This window comes from Streptomyces sp. NPDC002896, assembly GCF_040295225.1.
GTDB lineage: Bacteria > Actinomycetota > Actinomycetes > Streptomycetales > Streptomycetaceae > Streptomyces.
Window position 1 is genome coordinate 293029 of record NZ_JBEOVA010000002.1, and the last position, 18551, is coordinate 311579.

An 18551-nucleotide genomic window follows, 5' to 3' on the forward strand; every position below is an offset into this window, starting at 1 on the left:
ATGAGCGGCGCAGACGGCGTCTGGCGGCCCGCCCGCACGGCGCGTCCGCAGGGCGCCTCGCGCAGCGATGAACGAAGCGAAGACGTCCACCTGTACGGGGGAGTCCACGTACCGCGAGGGCGCAAGGGGGAATCGTGCCGCCGGCGTGCCGGGCACAGTGCGCGCTCGCGGTGCCGCACACACACGGAGGTCCGCGGTACGCCCCAAGGGCGTACCGCGGACCTCCGTCCCCGTCAGCGAGTGCCGACCGCCGCACGCACGGCCCGGCGGGCCATCTGGCAGTCGTCGTGCAGCCGCCTGAGCAGCAGCCGCTGTTCCTCGCCGGACGGTACGGCACCCGGGTGGGCAGGACCCGGTGCCGCCGGGGTCGCATCGTGCATCGAACGCTGCACAGCCGTCTCGTACGTCCGGATCTCACGCGTCAGGATGAGCATCAGATTGATGAGGAACGCGTCGCGTGAGGCCGGACCGGCGGACTGCGCCAGCTGACTGATCTGCCGCCGCGCCACCGGTGCGTCGCCGAGCACCGTCCACAGGGTCGCCAGGTCGTAACCCGGCAGATACCAGCCCGCATGCTCCCAGTCGACGAGCACCGGACCCGGGGGCGACAGCAAGATGTTCGACAGCAGTGCATCACCGTGGCAGAACTGCCAGAGTCCCTGCCTGCCCGCCGACTTCGCGACCGCGTGCAGCAGCTTCTGCAGATCGCCCATGTCCCGATCGGTGAGCAGCCCCAGATCGTGATATCGCGAGATCTGCCGTCCGTAGTCGAGAGGCCTGCCGAACGTAGACTCGGGCGGCTGCCACTGATTCAGCCGGCAGATCGCACCGAGCGCCGCGCGGATGTCCGCGCGCGGGGGCGCCTCCAGGGGGTGGCGCTGCAATGCCGCAACCCGGCCTGGCATCCGCTCGAGCACCAGCGTGCAGTTGTCCGGATCCGCGGCGATCAGCCGGGGCACCCGTACCGGCGGCCGGTGCCGGACGAACGAGCGGTATGTCGCTATCTCATGGCGGATCCGCTCCACCCAGGCCGGCGCCTGGTCCACTAAACACTTGGCGACGGCGGTGCTGCGCCCCGTCGTACCGATGAGCAGCACGGAGCGTGCGCTGCGCCGCAGTACCTGCACGGGGCTGAACTCCGGGCAGATCCGGTGCACCGACGCGATGGCCGTGCGCAGCTGCGCGCCCTGAGGGCCGGACAAGTCGAGTCTCCCGCTGAGCGGTTGGGTGCCGAACCCCGGTGCGCGCCGCGTGCGGCCGGCACCGAGTGTCCCGGCCCCTGTGCGTGCGGGGTCGAGATACGGGCCGCTGCCCTGCGGGGAAGGCATCTCCCGCGTTCTCGGGGCAGGAGGGTAGCTGCGCAGCGGCCGAGGGGGTGCGGACACGGAGGACGATGCTGTGTACATGGGCGAAACAGATCCCTTCGTGTGCCTGCGAATAGCTGACGCCGCCCTTTCCCCGGCCGCCTCGGTGCACCCTGGGGAATGTCCCTGGGGCCGCCGGGTCGGGGTGGCGCACATCTACCTGACACCGGATGCCCAGTGGCAGACCATCTGGCGCACCCTGGCGAAGCGTGGCGAATAGTCGCCCAGCAACTGACAGCGGGCTACTGTCAACTCAGCCGAGAACCTGGGGGCTTGACGTGAGCGGACAACCCAACACCCGTCTTTCGGACCTGTTCGGCCTCGCCGGCTGGTCGAAGGGCGAGCTCGCGAGACTGGTGAACCGGCAGGCGGCGGCCATGGGCCACCCCCAGCTGGCCACCGACACCTCGCGGGTGCGGCGTTGGATCGACATGGGAGAGATCCCGCGCGATCCGGTGCCGAGGGTGCTGGCGGCGCTGTTCACGGAGCGACTCGGCCGTGTCGTGACCATCGAGGACCTCGGTCTGGTCAGGCACGGGCGCACGGGGAAACGGCGTGATGACGGGAGTGTGGAGCATCCCGACGGAGTGCCGTGGGCGCCCGAGCGGACCGCTCAGGTCCTCACCGAATTCACGGGAATGGACCTCATGCTCAACCGACGCGGCTTGGTGGGCGCGGGTGCCGCGCTCGCCGCAGGATCCGCACTCAGCAGCGCCATGCACGACTGGCTGCACACCGATCCGGCCCTCACGGCCGACTCTCCCGGCTTCAACGACCCCCTGTACGCCGAACCCGCTGGTTTCGACCGCTATGAGGCCGCCCCCATCGGGTCCCAGGAGATCGAGGAGCTGGAGCGCTCGGTCGAGGTGTTCCGAGCCTGGGACGCGGCCCGCGGCGGCGGGCTGCAGCGCAAGGCTGTGGTGGGCCAGCTCAACGAAGTGGGCGGCATGCTCGCCTACCGACACCCCGACCATCTGCAGCGCCGCCTGTGGGGCGTCGCCGCCAATCTCGCCGTCCTCGCGGGCTGGATGTCCCACGACGTCGGCCTCGAACCCACCGCCCAGAAGTACTTCGTCATCGCGGCCCACGCGGCCCGTGAGGGCGGTGACCGGCCGCGCGCCGGGGAGGCGCTCTCCCGCGCCGCCCGTCAGATGGTGCACCTCGGCCGGCCCGACGACGCCCTCGACCTGATGAAGCTCGCCAAGTCCGGCTCGGGCCAGGAGACCCTGCCGCGCACCAAGGCCATGCTGTACACCATCGAGGCCTGGGCTCAGGCGTCGATGGGACGCGGCCAGGCCATGCGGCGCACCCTCGGCCAGGCGGAGGAACTCTTCGTCTCCGACAAGGGCGACGTACCGCCGCCGAGCTGGATGCAGATGTTCGACGAGGCGGACCTGCACGGTATGCAGGCCCTCGCCTTCCGCACCCTCGCCGAACACGATCCGGCCGCGGCCGGCACGGCACAGCGCCACGCCAAGGAGGCCCTGGACCTTCGGGCGAACGGACGGCAGCGGTCGCAGATCTTCGACTTCATCTCGCTGGCGTCGGCCTGCTTCATCGCGGACGACCCTGAGCAGGCGGACCGGTACGCACGGCTGGCACTGGTGTCGATGGGGTCGAACTCCTCCCAGCGCACCTGGGACCGGCTGCGCGAGATGTACCGTCTCACGGCTCACTACGCCGGCTATCCGAAGATCGAGGACCTGCGCGAGGAGATCCAACTCGCCCTGCCCAAGGGCACTCTGAAACCCAAAGGCGGACGCAGGGCGCAGGCCTGACGGAGAGAGCCGAGCAGCAAGCCTCGGGACGGGACGCACGAAGTCCACGGAAACGGGATCGACCAAGTCCACGGCCAGTGCGGCCTTGGGTTCAGCCGGTCACGGGACTCAGGTAACCGGACTCAGGTTGCTGGACGCCCTCGGACTCCGCGCGCACGACTCTCTCAGTAGATCCTTGCGATCAGTACGCAGGCGTCGTCCTCGCGCTGGGTCTCGCCGAACTCCTCGACCACCGTCCGCACACAGTCCTGGGCGGTGCGGGCCTCGGCGAAGCGCGGTGCGAGTGCGAGCAGTCTGTGCTGGGCGGCGGCGCCGGTGTGCCGCGGGACCAGCCCGTCGGTGTGCAGCAGGAGCAGATCGCCGGGCTCGAGGGTCTCTTCGGCCTGCTCGTACGTCGCGCCGGAGGTGGCTCCCAACAGCACACCGGGCGGGGGCGCCAACACACATCCCGTTCCGCTGCGGAACAGCAGCGGGGCGGGATGGCCTGCTTGGGCCCATACGAGGGTGCGGGTCCCGGGCGTGTAGCGGCAGCAGACGGCGCTGGCGAGAGTGGGCTGGACGGAGGCATCCAGCAGCTGGTTGAGCAAACCCATCAGCTGGCCCGGCTCCGCTCCGGCTACCGCCATGCCGCGGAGGGCGCCCAGGAGCATTGCCATGCCGGAGGTGACGGTGACGCCCTGTCCGGTGAGATCGCCGACGCTTAACAGCGACTGGCCGTCGGACAGTTCCAGTGCGTCGAACCAGTCGCCGCCGATCAGTGCGCTCTCGGACGAGGGCAGATAGTGCGCGGCGAGGTCCAGGGTTTCGGGGCCGCCGTGCGGGAACCGCAGGGCGCCGCGCCACGGCGGCAGCACGGCTTCCTGCAGTTCGACCGCAAGCCGGTGCTCGGTCTGCGCGATGTGCCGCTGGCGTTGCAGCGAGTCACGGGTCTCGCTCACCGCCCGTTGGCTGCGGCGCAGCTCGCTGACGTCACGCAGGACCGCCCACATGGAGGCGGTGGTGCCGTCGGAGTCGAGCACTGGCTCGCCCATCATGTGCACGGTCCGCAGACCCCCGTCGGGGCGCACGATGCGGAACTCCCCGTCGATGGGCTTCCCGTCGATGAGGCAGTCCGTCACCATCGCGGTCAGTCCGGCCTGGTCGTCCTCGTGCACCAGCGCCGGGAGCTCGTCGAGCGTGAGCGGGGGAGCGGCGGGGTCGCGGCCGAGGATCTGGTACAACTCCCCGGACCAAGTCGCCTCGTCCGTCAGCAGATTCCACTCCGCGCTGCCCACCCGGCTCAGCAGCGATTCGTGACGGGGATCGCCGGGCGCGGTCCGGGGGGAGGGCGGTGCCGTCTCGGGGACCGCCGGCTCAGGGCCGTCCCGCAGCTGTGCGAGGTGCTCGTCCAGATCGTTGAGCTGATGCACCGCCAGGTCGCACAGCGCCCGCTGCCAGCGGCCTTCGGGGTCGCTGTCGTCCACCAGCCCCTCGCGCCGTACGGCGTCGACATCGCCGAGGAGCCTACGGGTCTGCGAGATCAACGCGTCGACCGGGCCGCGCTGGGGCGGCTGGGTGGCTGAGCGGTCCGCAGAGACATGGGACGGCATGACGTACTCCGATGCAGGACGGTACGACCAAACGCTGGAAGAAGGACCGGTTATGACTGTCGCACAGCCTGGTACCTCATGTAAGGGATTTGGCAACACACGATTCGGTGATGCTTCTGGCATATGTCAAAGTCCCTGGTTGACAGCCTTCTGCTGAACAGGCCTATGAGAAAAAGGAGTTGGGCGTCGGTCATGCAGCAGCAGTGACCCGGTGAGTGGGCGCCCTGGGACGCCGCGGGCGGTGCGGGGTGCAGGTGTCTGTCAGCCGCGTGCCGACTGCCTGTCCGCGAGCGCGATACAGCCGTCCCGCGACACGCTTGAGACCTTGCGTCTCCGTCCTCGCACCCCGGCAGGGAGTGTGCGTACAGTGCCCGCGCAAGAGTGGACGAGAGAAGATCCCTTCGCCCGCCCGCTTCCGAGCGTCAGACGAGGCCAGCAGCCGTGACCTTGAGCATTCGCAACCAGATCCCCGGCACCGTCGTCTCCATCACCTCCGGGGCGGCCATGGCCACCGTGAGGGTCGGCCTCGCCGGCGGCCGGCACATCACCGCCGCCATCACCCAGGAGGCGGTCGGTGAACTCGGTCTCGTCGAGGGCTCCTCGGTCCGCGCGCTCTTCAAGTCGACAGAGGTCGCGCTCGCGACGGGACCGGTCACAGGGATCAGCATCCGCAACCAGCTCCCGGGCACGGTGGCCGCCGTCCGTGTCGGTGGCGCCATGGCCTGCGTCAGAGTGAGCGTCGAGGGCGGTGAGCTCACCGCGGCCATCACCCGAGAGGCCGTCGACGAACTCGGCCTGACCAGCGGCTCCGCCGTCGTCGCGCTGATCAAGTCGACCGAGATCGCACTGGCTGCCGCCTGATCTCGAGGGTACGGGCCTTCTGGCCTCCTGGGTCAGTGACGAAGCCTCACCACTCACCGTCCGCGACAGGACTGCCGGGCGCGTCGCCCAGCGGCTTCACCTGGCCCGGCGAGGGCTCCTGCCAGGGTTCATGGTCGGCGCCCAGCCAGTCCCCGACCGGCTTGACCTCGCCGAGGGTGTCGGTGGGCGCAAGGTCCGCGCCGTCCTCGTCGTAGTAGTCGAACCAGGGCAGTCCAGCCCTCGTGTACGCGGCCCGGTCGACGGGCGACGGCGGTGGCTCCTCGCCGGTGACGCGCCGCCACTCGGGAGGCGTCATCAGGTGGACGAACACACGTGCGGCCGGCTCCTGCGCCCAGTCGCCGGCGGGCCGGTCGTCCCGGTAGACCTGCTGCCGCATGGTGCCGCCCGCCCCGAGCCCCATCGCGACCGCGGACCGCGGCGCGGCACCGGGAGCAGGCGGCATGGAACCCGGAGGCGCAGCCGGGGGAGGAGGGACGGCACCCGGCGTGGCCGGCCCCCCTGCAGCCATGGGCACAGGCGCGCCGTACCCTCCGGGGGCCATTGCCTCGAACCCACCGGGAGCCGCCCCCATCGCGTTCTGGAAGCCCGGCGGCCGCATGGCCGCGAGTTCGGCGAGCCTGCGCTGCTCCTCCCGCCATGCCGCCAGTGCGGGCTCCTTCAGGGGGAAGGACTGCAGCTGCACCCCACCCCATGTCTCCTCGCCGGTGACCTGTCCCTCCACCGTGGCGCCCAGGCCCAACGGCACTTCCACGAACTGGCGTACGGTGCCTTTCCCGGAGTTGATGCCGTCGAGCCACGGCTGGCGTGGGAGCACCACATAGTTCTGCGGATCCCGTGTCAGCCGGTCGCTCCACGGCTTGCCGGACACGGCGCACACCTTGCCCACCCCGACCTGCAGCGCGGCGGGCTCGACGGTGCCGGAGAAGCTGAGCCACATGGCCTCCCGCAGGTAGACCGGCAGCATCACTCCGCCGCGCCGACGCCACTGCGGAGGCACCGTGTCGGCGTAGTCCTCGACCCTGCGGATCGGGAAACTGCCCAGCCCCGGCGGCAGTGGATGCGTGCCTGTCTCCGGCAGCCGCAGCGTCCGCACGAACCGGACCTTCACGCCTCCCGGCAACAGAAGCCTGTCTCCGTCGATCCGCACGGTGGTGTCCGCCACGGTGAGCTCCCCTTCCCTACCGCTTCCCCGTACCGGTGCTTCGGCTCCGGTACCGCTTCCGCACGTACCACGATGGCCTGGCGCGGGCGGTTCCCGGTGGCCGCTGACGTGTCGGGGTGCCGGCCTGCGGTTCACAGCCCGCAGGGCTCCTGGGGCGGTGCGCATACCGGGCGGTCCATTGCCGGACGGCCGCGTGACACGATCCGTACGTCGGTGTCCTCCGCGCGGTCCGAGTGACGCACGACGCGTACCTGCAGGGAGCCGCAGGCGCAACGCGTCCACACCGTCTGTCCCTGGGCGGTCGCGTGCCGGGACAGCACCTCGTACGGCTGGGCGTCCGGCCACCCGCAGTGCGGGCAGTGGTTCGTCATGGCCTTTTCTCCTTCGTCGTATCGATTGATGCCTCGGATCGGCGGGTGCTTCGGATCCCCGCTACGACAAGCCTGGTCACTCCCTTCCTGTTCGTCCAGGTTGACTTTCTGGAGCGGACCTTGAAGCGTGGACTACATGATTGACTTGCGCCGTCTGCACGTGCTGCGCGCGGTCGACCACTACGGCACGGTCACCGCCGCCGCACAGGCCCTGCACTTCACACCGTCCGCCGCCTCCCAGCAGATACGCCAGCTCGCCCGCGAACTGGACGTCGTACTCCTCGAGCCGCAGGGCCGAGGAGTACGGCTCACGCCCGCCGCGCGCAGCCTGCTCGCGCACGCCGACGCCATCGAGGCACGCTGGGAGCAGGCCGAGCACGAACTGCGCGACGGTGACGACCAACCTGCCGGACTGCTGCGTCTGAGCGGGTTTGCTGTGGCCATCTCCAACCTGCTGGCTCCGCTCGCGGCCACGCTGAGTGCGCGTCATCCGCGGCTGACCGTACGCATCCAGGAGGCCGAGGTCCCCGAGAGCTTCAACCTGTTGTTCGAAGGGGAGGTCGATCTCGCGATCATCGAGGCCACACCCGAGAATCCACCGCGCAGCGACGGACGCTTCGACCAGCAACCGCTGATGGACGACCCGTTCGACCTCGTCGTCCCCGACAACCACCCCTTCGCCGCTCGCGACCGCGTCCGGCTCGCCGAATGCGTGGCAGAGGCCTGGGTCGTGCCGCTGCCCACCTGCCCGTGCTGGCCGCACGTCGTTGCCGCCTGCAGCGCCGCGGGGTTCACGCCGAACGTCGTCCACCGGGCCGAGGAGTGGAACGCCACCGCCCATATGGTCGCCCATGGCCTCGGCGTGGCCCTCGTCCCCCGCCTGGCCCTCATTCCGCCGCATCTGCCCGTCACCCGCGTGGCCTGCGCGAGCACGCCGCACCGGAAACTCCTCACGTGCACGCGCAACGGGGCGCGGCAGCGCCCTGCCGTCGCGGCTGCCCTGGAGGAGCTGCGCGCGCATGCGCCCACCGCCGTGGCCTGACAGAGCAAGAAAGGGACCTCAACCTCCATGGCGCACCAGTCGACCTCCCTGGACGACCTCGACCGCAAGATCCTTTCGGCTCTCGTAGCCAACGCCAGAACGAGTTTCGTGGAGATCGGCCACGACATCGGCCTGTCCCCGGCAGCCGTGAAGCGGCGTGTCGACCGGATGCGGGAGGCCGAGATCATCACGGGTTTCACCACCCTCGTCCGGCCCAGCGTGCTGGGCTGGCGCACGGAGGCATACGTCGAGGTGTACTGCGACAGCGCCGCGCCGCCGCGACGGCTGGCCGAGGTCGCCCGCACCTATCCCGAAGTCGTGGCGGCCATGACGGTCACCGGCGATGCCGACGCACTGCTGCACATCCGCGCGGCCGACATCGAGCACTTCGAGGAGGTGCTCGAGCGCATTCGGGCGGAATCCTTCGTCCAGCGCACCAACAGCGTCATCGTCCTCAGCCATCTGCTGCCGGGCAGCCCGGAGGCCGCCTCGACCGAACCGTCCGCCGACGTCTCCGCCGCGCTGACCGGCGGCGCATCGGCCGGGCCTGCCGACGGCCCCTCCGCCATGCCGTCCGACACAGCTTCACCCCGGCCATCCGGCTCAGCCCCGGCCGGACCGTCCTGATACTCCAGTCTCACTTCGCGTTCTTGTCGGGGGGTGTAGCGCCCCAGTTGGCGGGAAGCCTGGTGCTGCACGTATATCGCGTTGTCGGTCCAGGGGTACGGCCATAAGGTCACCGGTATGTCTTTGCGTCTTCGTATGCGTCAAGCACTGCCGGAAGCGATGCGCGCCCGTGACAAGGCCGCGGTGAGTGCGCTGCGCGCAACGCTTGCCGCGCTGGACAACGCTGAGGCGGTGCCCGTGGACGAAGCCGAGCTCCGCGGTGTGGCCCTTGAGCAGTCGCCGGTCGGTGCCGGCGCCACCGAAGCAGCGCGGCGTGAGCTGAGCGAGCGCAGTGTGGTTGATGTCGTGCGCGCCGAGGCCGCCGAACGGCTGGAGGTCGCAGCGCAGTTGACTGCGCCCGCGCATGCTGAGCGAGCCGCGCGGCTCCGCTCGGAGGCCGCCGTGCTGCTTCGGTTCCTCGATGGTCCCGGCACCGCATAGGACACGGCGCCGCATCGCCCCCGAACCGACGCAGGAACACGGCCCGGAATGGGTGCGGCCACCGCGTGATCATCGGGGGTTGTGTGGACTCCGGAAGATGCGTATCAATTCCGGCCGCACTCCCATCCGCGCGGATGTCCTCGCTGGCCGCCAGCCCGCCACTGCTCGGCAGCGCCACAGCGCCACAGCGCCGGCAATGGCGCAAAGGGGCTGCGTTACTACGACTTGGCCTGGGTGCACGCCGGCAGCGGCGGTCACCGCCACCTGCTGATCCGCCGCAACCGGACCACACGCGAACTCGCCTTCTACCTGTGCTGGTCGCCCCACCAAGGTGCCGTTGTCGGAGCTGGTGCGCGTCGCCGGCATCCGCGGGAGCGTAGAGGAGTGCTTGCAGGCCGCCAAGAGCCAGATCGGGCTCGACCACTACCAGGTCAGGCCCTGGACCTCATGGCATCGGCACATCGCGCTTGCCGTGCTCGCCCTGGCCTTCCTGGCCGCCGTCGCCGCCGACGCGGCCCCGGACCGGTCCGCCGATCCGCATCACCCCGCCCGCAGCCGCGATCCGATCACGTTGACCGTCCCTGAGATCCGTCACCTGCTCACCGCCGTCTTCCAGCCACCGGCAATCTCTGTGGCGCGGCTGCTGCACCGGTCCACCTGTCGCAGACGCCACCAGGCAACAGCCCGACGCAGCCACTACCGACGACGATCCATCGACGAATCCACTGGATAGATCACAAAACCGCACTGGAGTACTAACAGGGCCCCGGACCGACCACCCGGCGAAAAGAACCGCCGCTGAACCGCCGAGAACGCAAAACTCCTGCGCGAACACGCAATCGCCGCTGGTTGTGCGGTGTTTCCCGGTGTTTCTACCGTTTGTTGCAACCCCCGGATCACCCGGTGTCAGCACTTCGCGGAAAGGAAGCACTGGTGCCGCTCACCCGTCCCGCGCCCGCGCGTCCCATACCCACGCGTCCCGCGCGCACGCGCCGCTATCTTTTGTGCCAGCCCAGGTATTTCGCCGTCGAGTACGCCATCAACCCCTGGATGCAGGACGTCACTGACGTCGATCCGGCGAAGGCCCTGACGCAGTGGCAGTGCCTGGTCGACACCTATCGAGGGCTCGGTCACATCGTCGAGACGATCGACCCGGTGCCGGGCCTGCCCGACATGGTGTTCGCCGCCAACGGCGCCCTCGTCGTCGGCGGCCGCGTCCTCGGGTCGCGGTTCCACGCAGTGCAGCGACAGCCGGAGGCCGCCGCGTACCAGGCGTGGTTCAAGGCGGCCGGATTCGACGTCCGCGAACCGGAAGCGGTCTGCGAGGGGGAGGGCGACCTCGTTCCGGTCGGCCCGTTTCTGCTGGCGGGGACCGGCTTCCGTACGACACCCGCGGCACACCAGCAGGCCCAGGAGTACTTCGGCACGCCGACGGTGACGCTGCGGCTGACCGACCCGTACTTCTACCACCTCGACACCGCACTGTTCGCCCTCGACGACGACAACATCGCCTACTATCCGGACGCGTTCACGCCCGGCAGCCGGGACGTGCTGCGCCGGCTGTTCCCGGACGCGGTCACCGCCACCCGCGACGATGCCATGGCCTTCGGGCTGAACTCCGTGTCCGACGGCAGGCATGTCGTCATCGCGCCCCGGGCCACCGGCCTCATCGCCCAGCTCGCCGACCGCGGATACATCCCCGTCCCCGTCGACCTGTCCGAACTGCACAAGGCAGGCGGAGGGGCCAAGTGCTGTACCCAGGAGGTACGTTCCGTATGACCGCGACCACTCACACCACCGGCGCGCCGCTGTCCACCGCCCCCCGCTCGTCGGCCGAACTCATCCGGGCCGAGGACGCGACCGTCGCGCACAACTACCATCCGCTGCCCGTCGTGGTCGCGCGCGCCGAGGGCACGTGGGTCGAGGACGTGGAAGGGCGCCGCTATCTCGACATGCTCGCCGGCTACTCGGCCCTCAACTTCGGTCACCGCCATCCGGCACTCATCGCGGCGGCACGCGACCAGCTGGAGCAGGTCACGCTGACATCGCGCGCGTTCCACAACGACCGGCTCGCCGGCTTCGCGGAAGCGCTCGCAGACCTCACCGGCCTCGACATGACGCTGCCCATGAACACCGGCGCCGAGGCTGTTGAGAGCGCTCTCAAGATCGCCCGGAAGTGGGCGTACGAGGTGAAGGGCGTGGCCCCCGACCAGGCCACCATCGTCGTCGCGGCGGGCAACTTCCACGGCCGGACCACCACCATCGTCAGCTTCTCCGACGATCCCGTCGCGCGAACCGGCTTCGGACCCTTCACACCCGGCTTCCGCACGGTGCCGTACGACGATCTCGCCGCCGTCGAAGCGGCGATCGACGACACCACGGCGGCCGTGCTCATCGAGCCGATCCAGGGCGAGGCCGGCGTCCTCATCGCGACCGACGGCTATCTCGCCGGCGTACGCGAACTGACCCAGCGCAAAGGCGTGCTGTTCATCGCCGACGAGATCCAGTCCGGTCTCGGGCGCACCGGCACCACCCTGGCCGTGGCGCACGAAGACGTACTGCCCGACCTGCTGCTTCTCGGCAAGGCCCTGGGTGGCGGCATCGTGCCTGTGTCCGCGGTCGTGGGCCGCCGCGCCGTCATGGGCGTGCTGCGCCCCGGCGAGCACGGCTCCACCTTCGGCGGCAACCCGCTGGCCGCGGCAGTCGGCTCGGCGGTCATCGACCTGCTGCGCACCGGCGAGTTCCAGGAGCGTGCCCGGACACTCGGCGCGGTCCTGGCGGAGGGCCTGGCGGGTCTCGTCGGCCGGGGTGTGCTGCGCTACCGGGCGCGCGGCCTGTGGGCGGGCGTCGACGTGGACCCGGCCATCGGTACCGGACGCGAGATCAGTGAACGCCTTCTCACCGAGGGCATCCTGGTCAAGGACACCCACGGCTCGACGATCCGTATCGCACCGCCGCTGACCATCACCCGGGAGGAACTGAACTCGGCCGTCGGCGCGTTGGGGAAGGTGCTCGGCGGCTGAGCGTCCTCTGCGGTGCGCCTCCTGTCACGAACGGGTGCGACAGGAGGCCGCGGGAGGCCGCCCTTGTCGCCGTCCCGCGAGACGGTTCCGACGACTCGATCGTCCTCCGCGACGCCGTCATCCACCGCAACTTGAAGATCTCTCCCAGGTGAACCTGGAGATTCTCCCCTAGATCACTCCGGGGAGTTGGACGGCTCTCAGGTCCGCCTTACGACTGCGCTTCCCGCAACCGGGGCGAATGCGAGATCCGCCCAGAAGCTCAGCAACTTGGTTGTCGTTGCCGCGCGTTGAGCTCTCTAGCAAGAAGCGGCGACGCTCCGCGTCGCCTTGTCAAGGGATGCGCTAGACGCCCTTGGCGAACGAAGGAGCACTGCGCAAGATCCAAGGTAGACGAGGCGGCATCTTGACAGGTCGATGAACCGTTCGGCCGTGAAGTGCGCGCACATCCTGTCGATGATGTCGGCCGGGTAGTCACGACTGTTCACCTCGCGCAGGCAGCGGCGGACGATCTCGGCGAGTCGCGGGGCATCGCCGGAGCGGAACGGGCGGACTGTGATCGCCACGGCACCTCCTTATGCAGCTCGGCCTGCTCGGGCGGCCCGCTCGGCCTATTCGGTCTGCTGGGCCCGCTCACCTCGCCCAGCCAGGCACTGACACCGGCCAGGATGCCCCAGACTGGCATGCAAGCGTCAGACCGTGGTTGGTGAGAGCGGTTGCACCGCCGCGTTCTCGCGTCCGGAGCCCGCTCCGTCACACCGGCGTCGGCGTGCCGTCCGGCGCCTCGTCCTCGTCCGGGGAGTGCGGGACGGTGCCTGGCTGGCGCGGCAGGACGTTGGTGACGTAGTCCTCGACGGCCGCGTCGAGCCCGATGTCGTGCTGGGCGCGCTCCGACAGGTACCAGCGGTGCTCGAGCAGTTCGTGGTACAGCTCGGCCGGGTCCATGGAAGCGCGGAGGTCCTGCGGGACGACGCGCACAGTGGGACGGAAGACGTCGCGGACCCAGCGGTGGGCGAGCACCTCGGGACGGGCGCCGAGCGCATCGCCGGGGGCGTAGTCGTCCTGCGTGGCCATCCAGCTCTCCAAATCGTTGAGGAGCCGGCGGGCTTGGTTCTCCTCGGCGTCGAGACCGGTCAGGCGCAGCAGTTGGCGTTGGTGGTGGCCTGCGTCGACGACCTTGGGGACGAAGGTGACGGTGTCGCCGTTCGAGGAGTGCTCGATCTGCATCTCGGCGACGTCGAAGCCGAGATCGTTCAGGCGGCGGATACGGCGCTCCATGTAGTGGTGCTTGCCCGCCGGATAGACGGATGTACGCGTCAGCTCGTCCCAGAGAGCGTTGTAGCGCTCGCATATCTCGTGCCCGAAAGAGATCGGGTCCACGGAGGGGTGGAGGGCACCGGCCGCCTCCAGGTCCAGCATCTCGCCGCTGATGTTCACGCGAGCGAGGTCGATGTCGTACTCGCGCTGTCCCCGGCTGAGGCTCGGGTGCAGATCGCCGGTCTCCGCGTCGACCAGGTACGCGGCGTAGGCGCCGGCGTCACGCCTGAAGAGCGTGTTGGACAGCGAACAGTCGCCCCAGGCGAAACCCGCCAGATGCAGCCGGACGAGGAGCACGGCGAGCGCGTCCATGAGCCGGTGCACTGTGGTCGGCCGCATCGTCGTCTCGAACATCGAGCGGTAGGGCATCGAGCCGCCCAGATGGCGGGTGATCAGCACGGGCTCGAGCGGCTCGCCGTCCTCGTCGGTCCGGCCCGTGACCACCGCCAGGGGATCCACGGAGGGGATGCCCAGCCGGTCGAGGGTGCGCAGCAGCTCGTACTCGCGCACGGCGGGCCGCTCGGCGAGCTCCTTGACTGCCACCACCTCGGCCCCCGCGCGCGCGTAGCGCACGACATGCCGCGAGATGCCGCGCGGGAGCGGTACCAGGTATTCCTCCGGCCACTCCTCGAGCGGCACATGCCACGGCAGCTCGAGGAGGAGCGCCGGGTGTTCGGGATTCGTGGCGCTGATCTGCAAAGCCATCCATGCCTCGCGTGGCTGCTCGGGGGCAGAGGCCACTAGTGTGGCTCGGTGGCCTGCCGAGGGTGCGACGGGGGTCCCGGTACGCCGCCGGTATGCCATACGGGCAGGTGGCGGGCCGTGGCCGCTCCGGCAGGCCAATGCGGCCCGGGACGCTCCACAATGGTCGTAGACGGCGCCATGGTCAGCCCGACGCTCCGGAGGAGGTGCGCATGGAGACCGACGCAGCATGGGGAGACGACGTCTATCAGCCCGACGGGTCCGAGGTGCAGGACGACGAAGGCCTGCTCGACGCCGAGGACACGTTGATCGACGAGGGCGTGCGTGACCCCTTCGACGAGGGCTACTCGCCGCCCGAACGCCCGCGGGCCGTCGAGAGCACCGGCGTCACCGCCGCGGAGCAGCAACACGGCGAATCGCTCGACGAACGCCTGGCCAAGGAGTTGCCGGACGTCGCCCCGCTGGAGGGCGACGACATCGGGGACACCTGGGACACCGACGGCGAGGTGCTCGACAACGAAGTCGGCGGGGCACGAGCCGGGCGCCTCGTGGCGCCCGACGAAGGGGTCCGCGAGGACTACGAGAGCCACCTGATTGCGTACGACGTGGGTATCGACGGGGCTGCCGCGTCGGCAGAGGAAGCCGCCGTACATGTCGTCGAGGAGACCGTCGAGACGGAGTGAGCGGATCCGTGTGGCATGCGCGTGCCTGGGCGCCGCCCGAGGCCGTATGCCACGAGCGCGCCGCCGCCAGCCCATGTCCCACGCCCGCGTGGGCGCCGCCGAGCGCGTTTGGCAGGCAGGCAGGCGGGCCTGGCACGGCACCGAAACACCTGCGTCCGACGCCCGCGTAGCCGCACACATGCGTGCCCACGCGCGCGTGGGCATCCGTGCCCGCCCCGCGCTCAGTCCGCCCCGTATGACGGCCGTCCGGCGGCGGAGCCCGGCTCCAGGGCCGGGGCGTTCACCCCGAGGTGGGAGCGGCACATCGGTTGCGGCGCCCCGCGCAGGCACCTGCGGCCGTGCGGCCTGACGAAGAGCACCGCCACGGCCGAGCTGAGCACGAACAGCAGCGCACAGCCCACAGCGGCGCGGTGGAACGACGTGTTCACGGCCTGGGCGTCCTGGTAGGCGTCGCCCGACAGGCCGACCGCGAGCGGCAGCCCGGCGACGACGAGGAGCTGTGCGATACGCGCCGCGGTGTTGTTCACCCCGCTGGCCAGCCCGGCCCGGTCGGCCTCCACGGACGCCAGCACGGTGGCCGTCAGCGGCGCCACGAAGATGCTCATGCCGAGGCCCAGAGCCACGACGGCTGGGAGCACGTCCGTGGCGTACGGGGATCCGGGCCGCACCCGCAGCATCAGCAGAACCCCGGCCGCGGCGATCAGCGGCCCCACCGTCAGCGGCAGCGCGGGTCCCACCCGCCGGGCGAGATCGCCGGCCCGCGCGGACAGCAGCAGCATCAGCACCGTCACTGGAAGCGTCGCGACGCCGGCCTGCAGCGCGTCGTACCCCAGTGCCGTCTGCAGCTGCACGGGCAGGAAGAACAGGATGCCGCCGATGCCCGCGTAGAGCCCCAAGGTCATCGCGTTGGTGGCGCTGAACAGCCGGGACCGGAACAGCGAGAGCGGCAGCATGGGGTTGGGCCGCCTGCGCTCCACGACGATGAAGGCGACGCCCGCCCCGAGGCCGAGCAGCGCGGGCAGGACGATGCCGGCGGGGGACGGGTTTCCCGAGGCGCCGATGAGCGCGTAGCTGACCCCCGCGAGGAACAGCGCGCCGAGACAGGCGCCCAGGACGTCGAAGGGCTTCGCCGCGGCCTCGGTGTCCCGGCTCTCCGGTACGTGGCGCAGGGCGACGGCCAGTACCAGCGCGGCCAGCGGAACGTTGATCAGGAAGATCCACCGCCAGCCGGGGCCGTCGATCAGCCAGCCGCCCAGGAACGGCCCGAGCGCCCCGGCGACACCCGTGAGGCCCGACCACGCGCCGACGGCGCGCGACTGGTCGTCGGGGTGGAAGACGGAGCGCACCAGAGCGAGCGATCCCGGTGTCAGCAGGGCACCGCCCACTCCCTGCAACGCACGCGCGGCGATGAGCGTGCCCTCGTCGGGTGCCAGCCCGCACAGCGCGGACGCTACCGCGAACCACGCGACGCCGAGCACGAGCGTGCGCCGGCGGCCCATACGGTCGCCCATGGCACCGCCCCACAGCAGCAGCGCCGACAGCGTGAGCATGTACGCGTTCACGACCCACTGCAGTGCCGACAGCGACGCGTCGAGGTCCCGGCCCATCCTCGGGAGAGCGACGTTGACGACGGTGCCGTCCAGCATCGCCATTCCGGAGGCCAGCACCACGCAGCCCAGCACCCAGCGCCCGCGTGCCGAGGACAGCCTGACGCCGCCGGCGCCGTCGGGCTCCGCGGCGCTCATGACCTGCCTGCTGGGCGCCTGTGGCACGCGAGGGGCTCCATCGGCGTCACTGTCCTGTCCGGGTACCGGCGCCCCTCGGGCGGGACGCGTTGCGGTCACTCACCACTCAGGCTATGGCCAGCTATTTTTTCGGGCACATAGAAGCGAGTGGTCCCGCGTACCGCCGCTGCCACCGCATCGGCCGGCGCTCCTGACGCCTCGTAGGCGGTGCCCCACGCCTCGCTGCTGCGCGCCATGAACTCCCGCGCCTCGTCCGAGACCTGCCATACCGACGGATCGCCGACGGACCTGCCGCTCAGATGCAGGCCGAGGCCCAGCAGGGTCATATCAGAGCGCCGAGGGGGACAGGATCCCACCGCTCGCGTTGCCCTCCGGCCGATAGTGGCCGCCGAGCCGCAGATCACCGCTGACCGGCAGAAACCAGCGGCTGATCCGCCGGGGATCGGTACAGGCGTCCCACGCGTCCTCGATCGCGGCGTCGTAGGTGCGCCGCACCAGCACGGTCCGTGCGTGGCCCTCCGGGACTGTCCGGCTGTCCACCTCACGGTGCATCTCACTGATCTGGTCGACGATGTCGCTCGTAGGTGACCACGCTTGTCGCTGTTGATCATCGTTCGCCGGCCCCGGGCCGGTTCGGTGCCGAGCGCGTCCAGCCGCTGCTCCCGGCGGCTCACAGCACCTGAAGCTGCTGAATACATGCTGGTGGATCACGCGGGTGGCCGCTGCTCGCCTTCCCTGCACTCTTCCCCGCATCCCCAGTTCGACAAATGGGCCACTCGATGGAGTGAGGCCCCTTGGCCATAACTCCGTTGGCTCTTGGGCGTTTTCTCCGGTGCGAGCGAGTGCTCGCGACGATGTCTGGAAGGCAGGGAAACCGATGAAACGGGTTGCCCGTAATGGACTGATCGCCGTAGCTGTTGCCGGAGGCGCCATGGCCTCGGTGGGGGCGGCATACGCCGACGCCGGGGCGAGCGGCAGCACGACGGGCTCACCGGGTGTGATCTCAGGCAACACGGTCCAGATCCCCGTGCACGTGCCGCTCAATGTGTGCGGCAACACGGTCAACGTCGTGGGGGTGCTGAACCCTGCCGCGGACAACACCTGCACGAACGGGGCGGGTCAGAGCGGTGGCGGCGCCATCGCACAGGGCCAGGCGCAGGATTCGCCGGGGGTGGTGTCCGGAAACGTGGTGCAGGTGCCGATCGACGTGCCGGTCAACGCCACCGGTAACTCGGTGAACGTCGTCGGGATCGGCAACGCCGCCACCGGCAACGAGTCCTCTAACGGCTCCGACAGCGGCTCCGACAGCGTCTCGGAGCCGGTGGCCGAGCCCGCGAATCCGCCGGTGACGTGCGGGGACGGATCTTCGGTGTCGTGCGGCAACGATCAGCCGCAGTCGCCGACGCCGGTCTCGGTGCCGGACGAGGACGGCACGCCGGAGACGGTTGCGTCGCCTGACGGCGGCGACGAGTCGCAGCTGGTCTCGGCGGGGCACCCGCTGGGAAACTCGGCCGGGACCCTCGCACAGACCGGCGCGAACCCGCTGATCCTGGCGTTCCCGGCCGGTCTGGCTCTGCTCGGCGGAACCATTCTGTACCGGCGCTTCAGGCCCGCGAGCCTGGCGTAACCCCGTAGCACCCGACGGCACAGCGCCGTACGGGTCGGGCCCCACCGGTCGCCGCATGGCGGTGGGGCCCGCGCTTTTTACTTCCGGCGGGACCGGTGGGTCGCGTGTTCGGCGCGCGGGGCGCCGGGTGACTGGCTAGCGTGGCAGAGGAGCCGCCGAACG

17 protein-coding genes and 1 pseudogene are annotated in these 18551 nt (G+C 70.2%); 10 read left to right on the plus strand and 8 right to left on the minus strand.

Annotated features, from left to right (window positions below; translation table 11 throughout):
* Positions 1-233 precede the first annotated feature (233 nt).
* A complete protein-coding gene (locus tag ABT009_RS03545) occupies positions 234-1406 on the minus strand; it encodes an aminoglycoside phosphotransferase family protein (protein ID WP_351289075.1) in 1173 nt (390 codons plus the stop codon).
* A 236-nt stretch (positions 1407-1642) separates the two neighbouring features.
* Between ABT009_RS03545 and ABT009_RS03550 the strand changes: the two genes are divergently transcribed.
* Positions 1643-3142 (plus strand): DNA-binding protein NsdB, encoded by a 1500-nt coding sequence (locus tag ABT009_RS03550; RefSeq protein ID WP_351289077.1) that lies wholly within the window; start codon positions 1643-1645, stop codon positions 3140-3142.
* Between the two features lie 164 nt (positions 3143-3306).
* Here ABT009_RS03550 and ABT009_RS03555 read toward each other — a convergent pair whose 3' ends face one another.
* A complete protein-coding gene (locus ABT009_RS03555) occupies positions 3307-4731 on the minus strand; it encodes a PP2C family protein-serine/threonine phosphatase (RefSeq protein WP_351289079.1) in 1425 nt (474 codons plus the stop codon).
* Positions 4732-5172: 441 nt separating this feature from the next.
* Here ABT009_RS03555 and ABT009_RS03560 point away from each other — a divergent pair, with 441 nt between their 5' ends.
* A complete protein-coding gene (locus tag ABT009_RS03560) occupies positions 5173-5592 on the plus strand; it encodes a TOBE domain-containing protein (protein WP_351289081.1) in 420 nt (139 codons plus the stop codon).
* A gap of 46 nt (positions 5593-5638) precedes the next feature.
* Here the strand turns inward: ABT009_RS03560 and ABT009_RS03565 are convergent, their stop codons facing one another.
* Positions 5639-6775, minus strand: a complete 1137-nt coding sequence (locus ABT009_RS03565) for a hypothetical protein (protein ID WP_351289083.1) — start codon at positions 6773-6775, stop codon at positions 5639-5641.
* Positions 6776-6906: 131 nt separating this feature from the next.
* On the minus strand, positions 6907-7146 hold the full coding sequence (locus ABT009_RS03570; RefSeq protein ID WP_351289085.1) for a hypothetical protein: 240 nt from the start codon (positions 7144-7146) through the stop codon (positions 6907-6909).
* A gap of 136 nt (positions 7147-7282) precedes the next feature.
* Here ABT009_RS03570 and ABT009_RS03575 point away from each other — a divergent pair, with 136 nt between their 5' ends.
* From ABT009_RS03575 to rocD, 6 genes and pseudogenes are all read left to right on the plus strand, one after another.
* Positions 7283-8188 (plus strand): LysR family transcriptional regulator, encoded by a 906-nt coding sequence (locus tag ABT009_RS03575; RefSeq protein ID WP_351289087.1) that lies wholly within the window; start codon positions 7283-7285, stop codon positions 8186-8188.
* A gap of 27 nt (positions 8189-8215) precedes the next feature.
* Positions 8216-8815 (plus strand): Lrp/AsnC family transcriptional regulator, encoded by a 600-nt coding sequence (locus ABT009_RS03580; protein ID WP_351289089.1) that lies wholly within the window; start codon positions 8216-8218, stop codon positions 8813-8815.
* 159 nt (positions 8816-8974) lie between these two features.
* Positions 8975-9295 carry a GatB/YqeY domain-containing protein gene (locus ABT009_RS03585; protein WP_351289528.1) on the plus strand — a complete coding sequence of 107 codons (321 nt, stop codon included), beginning with the start codon at positions 8975-8977 and terminating at the stop codon, positions 9293-9295.
* A 94-nt stretch (positions 9296-9389) separates the two neighbouring features.
* A pseudogene (locus ABT009_RS47395) lies at positions 9390-10028 on the plus strand (IS701 family transposase); the annotation flags it as partial.
* A gap of 200 nt (positions 10029-10228) precedes the next feature.
* Positions 10229-11074: a dimethylargininase gene (gene ddaH / locus ABT009_RS03595; protein ID WP_351289093.1), complete on the plus strand. Its 846-nt coding sequence runs from the start codon at positions 10229-10231 to the stop codon at positions 11072-11074.
* Positions 11071-12318, plus strand: a complete 1248-nt coding sequence (gene rocD / locus ABT009_RS03600; protein ID WP_351289095.1) for an ornithine--oxo-acid transaminase — start codon at positions 11071-11073, stop codon at positions 12316-12318. The genes ddaH and rocD overlap by 4 nt, the downstream gene beginning before the upstream one ends.
* 750 nt (positions 12319-13068) lie before the next feature.
* On the opposite strand, the gene ABT009_RS03605 is transcribed toward rocD, so the two are convergent.
* Positions 13069-14337, minus strand: a complete 1269-nt coding sequence (locus ABT009_RS03605) for a DUF4032 domain-containing protein (RefSeq protein ID WP_351289097.1) — start codon at positions 14335-14337, stop codon at positions 13069-13071.
* Between the two features lie 209 nt (positions 14338-14546).
* On the opposite strand from ABT009_RS03605, the gene ABT009_RS03610 reads away from it, so the two are divergent.
* Positions 14547-15017 carry a DUF5709 domain-containing protein gene (locus ABT009_RS03610; protein WP_351289099.1) on the plus strand — a complete coding sequence of 157 codons (471 nt, stop codon included), beginning with the start codon at positions 14547-14549 and terminating at the stop codon, positions 15015-15017.
* Between the two features lie 221 nt (positions 15018-15238).
* Here ABT009_RS03610 and ABT009_RS03615 read toward each other — a convergent pair whose 3' ends face one another.
* From ABT009_RS03615 to ABT009_RS03625, 3 genes are all read right to left on the minus strand, one after another.
* Positions 15239-16762 (minus strand): MFS transporter, encoded by a 1524-nt coding sequence (locus tag ABT009_RS03615; protein ID WP_351289530.1) that lies wholly within the window; start codon positions 16760-16762, stop codon positions 15239-15241.
* Positions 16763-16857: 95 nt separating this feature from the next.
* Positions 16858-17088, minus strand: a complete 231-nt coding sequence (locus tag ABT009_RS03620) for a hypothetical protein (RefSeq protein ID WP_351289101.1) — start codon at positions 17086-17088, stop codon at positions 16858-16860.
* A 1-nt stretch (position 17089) separates the two neighbouring features.
* Positions 17090-17302 (minus strand): SRPBCC family protein, encoded by a 213-nt coding sequence (locus ABT009_RS03625; protein ID WP_351289103.1) that lies wholly within the window; start codon positions 17300-17302, stop codon positions 17090-17092.
* Between the two features lie 337 nt (positions 17303-17639).
* Here ABT009_RS03625 and ABT009_RS03630 point away from each other — a divergent pair, with 337 nt between their 5' ends.
* The gene (locus ABT009_RS03630; RefSeq protein ID WP_351289105.1) at positions 17640-18389 is read left to right on the plus strand and encodes a chaplin; all 750 of its coding nucleotides are present in this window, start codon (positions 17640-17642) and stop codon (positions 18387-18389) included.
* Positions 18390-18551: the final 162 nt, after the last annotated feature.